General features: G+C 41.7%; 11 protein-coding genes, 1 tRNA gene and 1 rRNA gene. 6 read left to right on the plus strand and 7 right to left on the minus strand.

Annotated features, from left to right (window positions below; genetic code table 11):
* Nucleotides 1–136 precede the first annotated feature (136 nt).
* The 5 genes from L4C32_RS18560 to L4C32_RS18580 form a co-directional block, all read right to left on the minus strand.
* Entirely contained in the window at nt 137–823 is a 687-nt protein-coding gene (locus tag L4C32_RS18560; protein WP_428198385.1) for a response regulator, read from the minus strand.
* A 5-nt stretch (nt 824–828) separates the two neighbouring features.
* Entirely contained in the window at nt 829–2,454 is a 1,626-nt protein-coding gene (locus L4C32_RS18565) for an ATP-binding protein (RefSeq protein WP_428198386.1), read from the minus strand.
* A gap of 108 nt (nt 2,455–2,562) precedes the next feature.
* A complete protein-coding gene (locus L4C32_RS18570) occupies nt 2,563–3,867 on the minus strand; it encodes a sodium ion-translocating decarboxylase subunit beta (RefSeq protein ID WP_428198387.1) in 1,305 nt (434 codons plus the stop codon).
* Nucleotides 3,868–3,876: 9 nt separating this feature from the next.
* The gene (oadA, locus tag L4C32_RS18575) at nt 3,877–5,670 is read right to left on the minus strand and encodes a sodium-extruding oxaloacetate decarboxylase subunit alpha (protein ID WP_428198388.1); all 1,794 of its coding nucleotides are present in this window, start codon (nt 5,668–5,670) and stop codon (nt 3,877–3,879) included.
* A gap of 10 nt (nt 5,671–5,680) precedes the next feature.
* A complete protein-coding gene (locus tag L4C32_RS18580; RefSeq protein ID WP_428198389.1) occupies nt 5,681–6,004 on the minus strand; it encodes an OadG family protein in 324 nt (107 codons plus the stop codon).
* Nucleotides 6,005–6,347: 343 nt separating this feature from the next.
* On the opposite strand from L4C32_RS18580, the gene citC reads away from it, so the two are divergent.
* From citC to citG, 6 genes are all read left to right on the plus strand, one after another.
* Nucleotides 6,348–7,412 (plus strand): [citrate (pro-3S)-lyase] ligase, encoded by a 1,065-nt coding sequence (gene citC, locus L4C32_RS18585; RefSeq protein WP_428198390.1) that lies wholly within the window; start codon nt 6,348–6,350, stop codon nt 7,410–7,412.
* Between the two features lie 78 nt (nt 7,413–7,490).
* Nucleotides 7,491–7,790 (plus strand): citrate lyase acyl carrier protein, encoded by a 300-nt coding sequence (citD, locus tag L4C32_RS18590; RefSeq protein WP_428198391.1) that lies wholly within the window; start codon nt 7,491–7,493, stop codon nt 7,788–7,790.
* The gene (citE, locus tag L4C32_RS18595) at nt 7,787–8,662 is read left to right on the plus strand and encodes a citrate (pro-3S)-lyase subunit beta (RefSeq protein WP_428198392.1); all 876 of its coding nucleotides are present in this window, start codon (nt 7,787–7,789) and stop codon (nt 8,660–8,662) included. Before citD ends, citE begins: the two co-directional genes overlap by 4 nt.
* A gap of 8 nt (nt 8,663–8,670) precedes the next feature.
* Nucleotides 8,671–10,206 carry a citrate lyase subunit alpha gene (citF, locus tag L4C32_RS18600; RefSeq protein ID WP_428198393.1) on the plus strand — a complete coding sequence of 512 codons (1,536 nt, stop codon included), beginning with the start codon at nt 8,671–8,673 and terminating at the stop codon, nt 10,204–10,206.
* A complete protein-coding gene (citX, locus tag L4C32_RS18605; protein WP_428198394.1) occupies nt 10,190–10,714 on the plus strand; it encodes a citrate lyase holo-[acyl-carrier protein] synthase in 525 nt (174 codons plus the stop codon). Before citF ends, citX begins: the two co-directional genes overlap by 17 nt.
* A complete protein-coding gene (gene citG / locus L4C32_RS18610) occupies nt 10,707–11,642 on the plus strand; it encodes a triphosphoribosyl-dephospho-CoA synthase CitG (protein WP_428198395.1) in 936 nt (311 codons plus the stop codon). Before citX ends, citG begins: the two co-directional genes overlap by 8 nt.
* A gap of 934 nt (nt 11,643–12,576) precedes the next feature.
* Here citG and L4C32_RS18615 read toward each other — a convergent pair.
* A tRNA-Asp gene (locus L4C32_RS18615) sits at nt 12,577–12,653 on the minus strand.
* Nucleotides 12,654–12,684: 31 nt separating this feature from the next.
* Nucleotides 12,685–12,800, minus strand: a 5S ribosomal RNA gene (gene rrf, locus L4C32_RS18620).
* Nucleotides 12,801–12,897 lie beyond the last annotated feature (97 nt).

Below are 12,897 nucleotides of genomic sequence, written 5' to 3' on the forward strand. Positions count from 1 at the left end.
GAAGCTAATCTTTTTTGATTGGAAATGTTTATTAACCTAAGATTAACATATTTAACTCCCCTCTAATACCCCCGTATATAGAGAGAAAATTCAGTAGCTTACTGGTAGCATATGAATTTAATCATTCAAAAATGGACTAGTCATGCTCTGCTCTATAATAAACTCGCTCCGGTCTTCCCACGCGGCCATGTTCAATTTTTGCTTCTAAAAAACCGCTGGCAGTAAAATACTCTAAATAGCGTCTTGCTGTCGTTTTACTGACACCAATTTGTTTACCTAAACTGTCTGCAGTATTCGATGAGGATTCAACGCTAAACACTTCTCTTATCTTATTTAAGGTTAATTCATCAATACCTTTTGGTAAATTAGAACTCTCCATATCGCGAGCTTGAAAATTAAATAGATAATCTACATGACGCTGATTAACACTATCATTAGCCTTAATAGAGCTAATGTATTTAATATAACGGTTGAGCGTATCTTGTAATCGATCGTAAGCAATCGGTTTTAGTAAGTAATCAAATACACCACTACGTACCGATTCCCTCACTGTATCCATATCGCTCGCTGCGGTTATAAAAATAATGTCACAACTATTTTTCGTACCTAGCTGCTCTTTAAGGAGATCGATCCCTTTGCCATCTGGAAGAAAATTATCCAGAAGAATCAATTGAGGTTTCAGTAAACGGATCATATTTCTAGCTTCCGCTAAATTTTTTGCGATTCCTACCGGTTTAAATCGAAAGCTTTGTTGGAGGAATTGAGTATGCAGCTCGGCAATATTAGCTTCATCCTCAACGATAAGTACATCTATCATATCCATATTATTTATCTCTTATTTGGTACAAATAGTGAAAATATTGCTCCGAGCGGTTCAGCTTCGTCTACGATCACCACGCCACCAGCGTTTGTGATAAAACGGTGAACCAAATACAGACCAATACCATGCCCATCTTCTTCTTTGCTCGTCGCCCCTTTTTCAAACAGTAGGTGAACTTTATCAAGATCAACACCTGCTCCATTATCACTGACTTCGACAACTAACTCATCTGTAATGTCTGTAATTAAGAGAACGATCGTTTTGTTGCTATTGGGATTCTTTAATGTTGCTTCAAACGCGTTGTCTAATAGGTTTCCGATCACGGCTGCGAGTTCATTCGATGAAATATTCACAGGTTCAGATTGAAGTAAACAGGTTGATTCAAATTCCAATTTTAAGCCCAGCTCTTGTGCTCGGCTATATTTCCCAAGCAGTAAGCCAGCAATAATGCGACAGTTAAACGTATTGGAGACATAATCAATCAGTTGTTGCTGATTTTCTGTTTCACTTCGAATCGTTTTTAACGCTTGATCATACTCCCCAATCTGAATCAGACCACTAATGGTTGACAGCCGGTTTGCATGCTCATGCGTCACAACTCTGAAATTCTCTGTAAATTGACGTACTTGAGTTAATTGATGCGTAAGCGTATTAATATCATTACGCCTTCTGAAACTGACCACCCAACCTGAATGCTCACCGTTATCAATAATCGCAACACGGCTGGCAATGAGCGTCTCACCATTTAAATTGATCACTTCATCATTAATATTGTCACTCGATGGGTGGCACAGCAAAAAAGAAGCTGGTGTTACAAACTCATTGACCATACGACCAATAAGATATTGTGGGGAATAGCTAATTCCTAAAATACTGAGTGCAGTTTTATTTACAGTGACGATTTTTCCTTGCCTATCAACGGCAATAATACCTTCATACACCGCTTGTAAAACAGACTCCTGAAGACGCAATGAGAGTGCAATTTCATTGGGCTCCATATCGTACATCTGCCGCTTAATGTGTCTTGCAAACGCCCACGCACCAATAAATGAAATAAGCAGTGTTAATAACAGCGTGAAAAAAACGGGTTGGAGATAGAAAGAGAACCAGGTATCGATACTATCAAGTAAGTAGCCAACAGAGATGACACCAATAATCTCATTGCTCGATGAAAAAATAGGTGCTTTACCACGTATCGCAAAACCTAAGCTTCCCTTGCGAATGGAGTAATAGGACTCGCCCAGTTTAAGAGCCCGAGAACTGTCTCCTCCCACCATTTGTAATCCAACTTTGCTCGGATTAGGGTGTGCTAAACGAACTTCATCATTATTGCCAACAACAATATAGTCAGCATCAGTATAAGGAGATAAACGGTCAATAAGGCTTTGAACAACTCGACGATGGTCGTTATCAACAGCTTCGATAAGTTCATAATCACTCGCAATCTCACGAGCCTGAACCATGGCACGGGTGCCGACCTGCTGTTGAATCGTATTGCTTAACGTTATATGAAAGATGTACCCGATAAAAAAGAGCTGCACACTAACCACTAATGATAGTAATAACAGTAATCGAGTTTTGAAAGACAAACCTGAGTAGATTCTATCGGGTAACCATTGAAACAACACATTCACCTTGCAGATAGATAGTAGTAACTAATTAATCAATTATAGTTACGATACTATCAGTTGCATAGCAAGGAAACGTTGATCAGGATCTATAAAGATCCTGACCATCACACATTAACTACCTAAAACATAATTGATCATCACGCCAGCGGCAACCGCTGAACCGATAACACCTGCGACATTAGGTCCCATAGCGTGCATCAATAAGAAGTTTTGAGGGTTATCCTCTAAACCAACTTTATTTGATACCCTTGCTGCCATCGGTACTGCAGATACACCTGCAGAACCAATTAATGGGTTAACTTTATGCTTGCTGAACTTATTCATAAGCTTAGCCATCAGGATTCCCGTCGCAGTACCGATACAGAATGCAACAATACCCAATACTAAGATTCCGATAGTTTGTGGCTGAAGAAACTTATCAGCAACAAGCTTAGAACCAACAGATAGACCTAGGAAAATGGTAACAATATTAATAAGACCATTTTGAGCCGTGTCTGATAAACGCTCAACAACACCACACTCACGCATGATATTACCGAAACAAAACATGCCAAGTAACGGAGTTGCAGAAGGCAATAACATCGCAATCAAAATCAGCAGCATCAGTGGGAAAAAGATCTTCTCAACCTTACTTACTGGTCGCAACTGTGACATAGTTATTTGACGTTCATCTGCGGTAGTAAGCGCTCTCATGATTGGCGGCTGGATCATTGGAACCAGCGCCATGTATGAGTATGCTGCAACCGCAATCGCACCCAGTAACTCAGGAGCAAGCATGCTTGAAACGTAGATAGCCGTTGGACCATCAGCACCACCGATGATACCAATAGCAGCAGCTTGAGCGACACTGAAGTCCATAATACCTAGAGAGCTAAGTCCAAGTGCACCTAATACCGTTGCAAAAATACCAAACTGAGCCGCAGCACCAAGCAGTAGCGTTTTAGGGTTAGCCAATAGCGGACCAAAGTCGGTCATTGCCCCAACACCCATAAAGATAACAAGTGGGCCAATACCCGTTGCAATCACAACACTATAAAAAACGTATAACATGCCATCAGAGTAGTTAAACTCTTGAGCAAGCAGTTTGATTTCAGCAAGTTGGCTTGGCGTCGCAAATTTCAGTGACTCCTTTAATGCAGCAGCTGAAGACTCAGCAGCACCAAGGACGTTACTAAATGCTGCAAGCACTTCAGGTTTACCTGCATGCAGCGCACTTTCAACGGCTGAGATGGCTAAACCAGCATCTGGTAAGTTAGCCAGAATGCCACCAAAGCCAATCGGTACTAATAATAAAGGTTCGAACTGTTTAACTATGGCCAAGTAGAGTAAACCTAGGCCAACGATGATCATGATCGCTTGTCCCCACTGTAAGTGGAACAAGCCGAAATCATTTACAAGCGCTAATATCTGATCCATTTTTACCTCTTATGCTATCGACAGCAGTTGGTCGCCAACTTGAACGGCATCGCCTTCAGATACATCCATCGATTGAAGAACGCCTGCTTTTGGTGCTCTAATCTCTGTTTCCATCTTCATCGCTTCAAGGATAAGAAGAACTTCTCCCTCTTCGACTTGCTGTCCGGGTTTAGCTATAATTTTCCAGATATTTCCTGCTAGAGGTGCATCCATTGGCTCACCCTCGCCAGCTGGAGCTGCAGAAGCTAACCCAGAACCTGACTGAGCAGAAGGAGTCATAGCAGCATATTGTGTAATATCACCACCTTCATTCACTTCAACAACATAGCTCTGACCTTCAACTTTAACGGTGTAAACACCCGCTTGATCTTCTGAGCTGCCTTGCAGTGCTTTTTTCGCAGACTCAAGAGTTGGTACTGGTTCAAAGGCGTCTGGGTTGCCACGGTTTTCAAGGAATTTCCAAGCAACCTGAGTAAATAACGCCACGGTCAATACATCATCAATCGTGTCATCAGCAAGAGTAATGCCTTTTTCTGCCGCTTCTTTTAGAACTTCTTGCTCTAAAGATTCCATTTCGGCATCAATAACATCAGCAGGACGACATGTAATCGCTTCTGCGCCATCAAGCACACGCTGTTGAAGCTCTGCATTAACTGCAGCAGGTGTTTTGCCGTATTCGCCTTTTAGGACGCCGGCTGTCTCTTTAGTGATTGTTTTATAACGTTCACCCATCAATACATTGATAACCGCTTGAGTTCCAACAATTTGAGAGGTTGGAGTCACTAATGGTAAGTGACCTAGGTCTTCTCTTACTTTAGGGATTTCTAACAATACTTCATCCAATTTATCCGCTGCATTCTGCTGCTTTAATTGGCTTTCCATATTAGTTAACATGCCGCCAGGAACTTGAGCCACAAGGATACGTGAGTCAGTGCCTTTTAATTGGCCTTCAAATTCTGCGTATTTTTTACGAACTTCACGGAAGTAAGCCGACACTTCTTCAACCTTGATAAGGTCTAAACCAGTATCACGCTCAGTACCGGCAAGCATTGCAATTACAGATTCTGTCGCAGGGTGTCCATAGGTACAGCTCATTGAAGAGACAGCCGTATCAACACGGTCAACACCCGCTTCGATGGCTTTCATTAGCGTCATGTCTGCTAGACCAGCCGTTGCGTGGCAGTGTAAATGCAGATCAACGTCTACCTGACTTTTCAAGGTTTTCACGAGATCGTACGCTTCGTATGGCGTTAAAATACCCGCCATATCTTTAATGGCAATTGAGTCAACGCCATCTTCACTTAATGATTGAGCAACATCTACCCAAGACTGTAAGTTGTGAGCCGGACTAGTGGTATAGCAGATAGTTCCTTGAGCGTGAGCACCTTGCTTTTTAACTGCTGAAATAGCACGTTGTAGGTTACGAGGGTCATTCATTGCATCAAAAACACGGAATACATCCATGCCATTAACAACAGCGCGCTCAACAAACTTATCAACAACATCATCGGCATAGTGACGGTAACCAAGCAGGTTTTGTCCGCGCAGTAACATTTGTTGTGGCGTTTTTGGCATCGCTTTTTTCAATTCGCGCAAACGAACCCAAGGATCTTCACCTAGGTAACGAATACAAGAATCAAATGTCGCGCCGCCCCAGCTTTCAAGGGACCAATATCCAATTTCATCGAGTTTGCTAGCGATAGGCAACATATCATCAATGCGAAGACGAGTTGCAAACAGTGATTGATGAGCGTCTCTTAATACAACGTCGGTAATGCCGACAGGCTTAATAATCTTTGACATCTACTCTCTCCTAGAGGCTTTTTTTATGATGATGAATAGCGGCAGTTAATACAGCAACTAAAGTGGTGTCATCAGTGCTTTGTGTTTTGGGCTGCTTTAACGATGGCTTTGGCTCAACGGGTACAACGAATCTTTGGGCTACTCTTGACATAACCGTTGTAGCACCAACAAGTAGGGTTAAAAATGTTGCTACAAACCCCATACCCAACATCATTAAATTCACGCCTTCCAAAAAAAGTGAACTTTGCTCCATTTTATCTCCAACCAATAAGATGAGTGATGCTACAAATAGCCCCACAACATAAATAGACGAATACGCAATGCCAACTGACATTTCGCTTACTTCTCATTTCAACTATTAAAAATAGGTATTCAGAAATTCTTTAATCGTCTTAAGAAGTGCTCAAACAGCCAATCGAAAGTGGCTATGAGCTCATTACACAATGTAAACAATATCTGAAAACTCTTTTGTGATAATTGTCATTCAACGAAGCAACTTTAACTCGCTTTATTAATTTTAAAGGTTTTAATTTAATATGATTAAAATCAATAAGTTAATAAATAAAATCATTAAAATTATTTATACCAAAAACGCAGTTGAAAAAGGTGAGGAACATCCATTTTTTCGCCTCACTAAAGCGCATAATTTCATCAAACGTTGATTAAGGCCCACAACTATGTTCGATACATATGATTTTTCAAGAATAAACGCAAACAACGAATTAAAAATGCAGCAAGTCATTGAGTTTCTTGAAGATGCAAACTTGAGCGTTGATGATGATGTCGAATATTTTTTAATTGCTCGTAGTGGACAAGAGATCATAGGTTGCGGTGGTTTGGCTGGTAATGTGCTTAAGTCAATTAATATCTCCCCTAAACTAAGGGGTCATGGCTTCTCACTAAAGCTTCTCACTGAATTGGTAAATTTTGCCTATGAAATGGGGCAATTTAATCTTTTCCTCTTTACCAAACCAGAAAATGAAGAGACCTTTAGCCAAGCAGGTTTTTTTCCAATTGCATCCGTCAATGACAAAGTGACCTTGATGGAGAACAGCAGTAATAGAATTAATGAATACTGCAATGAGTTAGCAGCCCAGCGTAAAGAAGGCGAGAAAATTGGTAGCATAGTCATGAATGCCAATCCGTTTACTCTCGGCCATCAATACCTTGTAAGAGAGGCGGCAAAATCCTGTGATTGGTTACACCTATTCATTGTTCGAGCAGACCGTTCTTATTTCTCCTTCCATGAACGTTTAGCCATGATCAAAGAGGGGATCAGCGAAATTGAGAATGTCACCATTCACCATGGTTCTGACTACATGATCTCTAGAGCAACCTTTCCAAGCTACTTCATAAAAGAGCGCGGAATGATCGATTATTGCCATACTGCCATTGACCTGCAGCTATTTAGAAATCATATCGCTCCAGCGTTGGGTATAACTGATCGTTTTGTAGGTACGGAGCCTTTCTGTACCGTCACTAATTTCTATAATGAACAGATGGAATTCTGGCTAAATACTAAAGAGATCTCTAGCACGCCAATTAACTACTGTGAAATTAAAAGAATCTCCGTAGATAAAGTCCCTATTTCTGCATCTCGTGTGAGAGCTCTGTTAGCGCAGGGTAACTTACCAGAAGTACAAAGACTCGTACCGGAAAGTACTTATGACCACATTTGTAAGTTCCACAATAAGAAAGATACGATGTCAAAACTTATTACCAACAGTTATGTAGCGGCGTAAGAGCTATTGCTCCACAGCGTCTCTTATGACGTGACTCCACTACAGATAAATTACGCAAATAAATAACAAGGTTCATACATGAATATTGTCCAGCAAGCTCTAGCAGGAACTTTAGAATCAAGTGATATTTTGATTCGAATTGGTCCAAATAGTCAAAACATCGTTACTGTTGAATTACACAGTTCTGTTAAAAAACAATTTGGAGAGGAGATCGAAGCAACCATTAGAAATACTCTTGAGTCAATGGGTGTCACCCAGGCCCATGTTGTGGTTGATGATAAAGGTGCTCTCGACTGTGTAATAAAAGCGAGAGTTCAAGCTGCTGCGCTTAGAGCTTCAGACGAAACTGACAACCTAAATTGGAGCCAATTATCATGAGTAAACTTCGCCGTAGCATGTTATTTGTACCTGGGGCTAGCGCCGCTATGCTTAGCAACACATTCATCTACAAGCCTGATGCGATCATGTTTGATCTAGAAGATTCTGTTGCACTTCGAGAAAAAGACACCGCAAGATTACTCGTATTTCATGCGCTTCAACACCCTCTTTATCAAGATATTGAAACCGTTGTACGTGTTAACCCAATTGACTCTGAGTTTGGTATTAAAGACTTGCAAGCTGTTGTTCGCGGTGGTGCTGATGTAGTGCGTTTAGCGAAAACAGACCGTGCTCAAGATGTTATTGATATGGAGCGCCATATAGAAGAGATTGAACAACAGTGTGGTCGTGAAGTGGGTAGCACCAAAATGCTTGCTGCTATTGAAAGTGCTGAAGGTATCAATAATGCAGTCGAAATCGCTCACTCATCAAAACGCTTAATTGGTATTGCGCTGGGCGCTGAAGATTATGTCCGTGATTTAAGAACTCAACGCTCTCCAAACGGTATTGAACTTCTATTCGCTCGTTGCTCAATTCTACAAGCCGCTCGTGCAGCTGGAATCATGGCATTTGACACGGTTTACTCTGATGTAAATAACGAACAAGGCTTTATTAAAGAAGCTGAGCAAATCAAGCAACTTGGTTTTGATGGCAAATCGTTAATCAACCCATCTCAAATTGAAATCGTTCATAACATATTCTCACCAACTCAAGCAGAAGTGGATCACGCACAAGCGGTCATTGAAGCGGCAGAAGAAGGCGTAAGAAAAGGTTTAGGCGTTATTTCTCTAAACGGGAAAATGGTTGATAGCCCAATAATTGAACGTGCTCACTGGACTCTTCAGCGTGCTCAAACAGGAATTAAAAAATAAGGTTTGTCATGACTACTAATACACTAAATAGAGACATCCCACAGGATCTTATTGATTCTAATACTACTCTTTTTACAGACGCAAACGCGACCACACCTCATCTAACGGATGAAGTAAAAAAGAAGAGCCGTAAACTGTTTGATGACCTAGAGTCTGCAATAACTAACTCTGGTTTAACCGATGGAATGACCATCTCCTTCCACCACGCATTCCGCGATGGTGATAAGACGATTAACCTTGTGGTTGCTAAGATTGCAGAAATGGGCTTCAAAAACCTAACGCTTGCCTCTAGCTCAGTCAGTGAGTGTCATGCTCCACTGGTAGAACACATTAAGAACGGTGTTATCACTAAAATCTACACCTCTGCAATGCGTGGAAAACTAGCCGATGAAATTTCTCACGGCCTGCTTGAAAACCCAGTACACATTCACTCACATGGTGGTCGTGTCCATCTGGTGGAAACGGGAGAAATCTCAATTGATGTCGCTTTCATTGGTGTTCCATGTAGTGATGAGTTTGGTAATGCAAACGGCTTCCACGGTAAATCACGCTGTGGCTCACTAGGTTATGCTCGCGTTGATGCTGACCATGCTAGACACGTTGTTTTACTCACCGAAGAAGTCGTTGCGTTCCCGAACCACCCTGCGTCAATTTGCCAAGATCAAGTAGACAGCATTGTAACGGTTACTGAAGTTGGCGACCCAAGTAAAATTGGTGGTGGTGCAACTCGTCTAACTAAAAACCCTCGTGAGCTATTAATCGCGAAACAGGGCGCTGCTGTTATTGAGAACTCGGGTTACTTCAAAGATGGATTCTCAATTCAAACCGGTTCAGGTGGCGCATCTCTTGCTGTAACTCGCTTCTTAGAAGACAGCATGGTAGAGAAGAACATCAAAGCAAGCTTTGGTCTTGGTGGTATTACTTCAACCATGGTTGACCTACATGAAAAAGGGTTAATTGAGACACTACTTGATGTTCAGTGTTTTGATATTCAAGCGGTTGAATCACTCGGGCGTAACCCAAACCATATTGAAATCACTGCAAATCAATATGCAAACCCATCATCAAAAGGCTGCGCTGTTGACCGTTTAGATGTTGTGATCTTAAGTGCATTAGAAATTGATACTGATTTCAATGTTAACGTAATCACTGGCTCTGACGGTGTATTACGAGGGGCTTCAGGTGGTCATAGTGATACAGCAGCAGCAGCTAACCTTTCTATTATTGTCGCTCCACTGGTACGTGGCAGAATCCCAACAGTAGTAGAAAGCGTCACTAATGTAATCACGCCTGGACAGAGCATCGATGTTCTAGTAACGGATCAAGGAGTTGCCGTTAACCCACGTCGTGAAGAGCTAAAAGAGAGACTTGTAAAAGCAGGGCTACCAGTTTTAAGTATTGAAGCACTTAAAAATAGAGCACTTATGATTACTGGCACGCCTAAGCCAATTGAATTTACCGATCGTGTTGTTGGATTAGTTCACTACCGTGACGGTTCAATAATAGATTGCATAAGGCAGGTAAAAGATGACATACAATCCTAATATACCCGTTGGTTTATGTGAGATTCTTGAAAATAAAGAAGCACGAGTGAAAAGACAAAGAGTCTGGTTAGATAAATACTCTTTGCCACTGATCTCTTTCACCATCAATATGCCAGGCAGAAATAAAATCAGTTCAATGAGCAATACGATTTTTGAACAAGGTATTTCTGCCATTACAGAGATATGCTCAAGCAATAGCTGGCCTGTATTAACACGCCAAATTATTCATGAGAATACTGGCCAAGAAGCGATCTTCATTGTGGAACCTGAAACGGTTACCCAATTAAAGCAAGCTATGATGAGGATTGAACATACTCATAAACTTGGTCGATTAATGGATCTTGATGTCATCAATATTGATGGTCAAATCGTCAGCAGAAACGGACTCGGCATTAAAAAAAGACAATGCTTAGTGTGTGATGAAGAAGCGGTGATTTGCATACGTTCAAGAGCACATACCGTTGATGATTTATTAACTAAAGTGGAAGAGATGATTACTCATGCATAATTCGGCGATAAGTCTTCTTGTAGATAGTGCTCCACAACATAGTAACTGGAAGTTAACACCGACTGAACTGTCGAAAGTTATTGGTGACCTTGCTTACCATTCTATGTTGGTTGAAGTCAATTTAACCCCTAAACCGGGACTAGTTGATGTGACGTCCAATGGGTCACACAGTGATATGGATATTACTACCTTCGAAAAGAGTGCTGATGCGATTAACCCTTTTTTAGCACAGTTTGTGCAAACAGGTTATGAGCATAGGCAGGAAGATTTATCGTCACTTTTGCACCATTTACGACCAATTGGAATTACCTGTGAACGTAATATGTTTATGGCAACTGACGGGATCAATACCCATAAAGGTATGATCTTCTCACTAGGTTTAGTCTGTGGCGTCGTGGGTTGGCTTACGGGTAATAACCGCTCTATCTACTCTAAAACCATCAGTGAATCAATTGCAACGATGACACGTGGCTTAACTCACAATGAGTTAAAACAGAAAAAATCAACTGCAGTTTCAGCTGGTGAACGGTTATATCAAGATCATGGTCTTACTGGTATTCGAGGTGAAGCTGAATCTGGGTACGCCACCATAATGAAACATGGACTGCCAAGTTATGAAGATGCCATCCTCACAGGCTACTCTCATGAACAAGCACTATGGCAATCTCTGTTAAGTTTAATGGCAATTAACTCTGACACCAATGTTGTTGCCCGCGGCGGTTTAGAAGGTCTCTTTTACGTGCAAACGTATTCAAGAAGATTGATAAACCAGGGTGGCAGCAGTAACGAGAATATTGAGTCATTATTAGTTGAGTTTGACGAACAACTTATTCAACGAAATATAAGCCCCGGTGGCAGCGCAGATCTACTTGCCGTCACCTGGCTGTTGGCTCAAATCAACACATTACAGATTTCTCTCCTACAATAATAAATACGCAACATCAATTAATAACATCCCCCTTATTGTTATGTACCTCAGTTTCTGACTGAGGTTTTTTTATATCTATAGATCGCTAGAAAGTTGAAAGTTGAAAGTTGAAAGTTGAAAGTTGAAAGTTGAAAGTTGAAAGTTGAAAGTTGGCGATAGGTACATAATAAATTGCAATGTAAATAATCAGTTATTGATTCGTCTACTTTTTTAAAGGAAAAACCTTAAACCTCTGCGTGACAGGCCTGCACCCAATAACCGTTAGTGAGTGGTGATTTGCTTGAGCAAGTGTCCATAGCATGGACGCTATGATCAAGCCTCCATGGACGGATCCACGGCGTCTTGCGGTGCATATCATCACTCATAAATTCGTAGGTTTCATTTTTCTCAGACGAAAAAAAACCTGAGTCGCTAGACTCAGGTTTTCTTAATAATGGCGGAGTGGACGGGACTTTCTAACACCTTGAGAGCAACACGTCCCCCGGCGTGACAGGCCGGCATCCAATAACTGTTAGTGAGTGGTGATTTGCTTGAGCAAGTGTCCATAGCATGGACGCTATGATCAAGCCTCCATGGACGGATCCACGGCGTCTTGCGGTGCATACCATCACTCATAAATTCGTAGGTTTCATTTTGCTCAGACGAAAAAAAACCTGAGTCGCTAGACTCAGGTTTTCTTAATAATGGCGGAGTGGACGGGACTTTCTAACACCTTGAGAGCAACACGTCCCCCGGCGTGACAGGCCGGCATCCAATAACTGTTAGTGAGTGGTGATTTGCTTGAGCAAGTGTCCATAGCATGGACGCTATGATCAAGCCTCCATGGAGGGATCCACGGCGTCTTGCGGTGCATATCATCACTCATAAATTCGTAGGTTTCATTTTGCTCAGACGAAAAAAAACCTGAGTCGCTAGACTCAGGTTTTCTTAATAATGGCGGAGTGGACGGGACTCGAACCCGCGACCCCCGGCGTGACAGGCCGGTATTCTAACCAACTGAACTACCACTCCGCAGTGTCTATTCAGCATTATGCTATTTAAAGCCTGGCGATGTCCTACTCTCACATGGGGAAACCCCACACTACCATCGGCGCTACTGCGTTTCACTTCTGAGTTCGGCAAGGGATCAGGTGGGTCCACAGCGCTAAGGTCGCCAAGCAAATTCTTACAATTCGGAAAGTTCTTAGCAATCGACTAAATCTTAAAGTTTCTCAAAACACACTTAAGCGCTTATCTTATTTGAATCCGAACAAAA

The organism is Aliivibrio kagoshimensis, from assembly GCF_050337105.1.
GTDB lineage: Bacteria > Pseudomonadota > Gammaproteobacteria > Enterobacterales > Vibrionaceae > Aliivibrio_A > Aliivibrio_A kagoshimensis.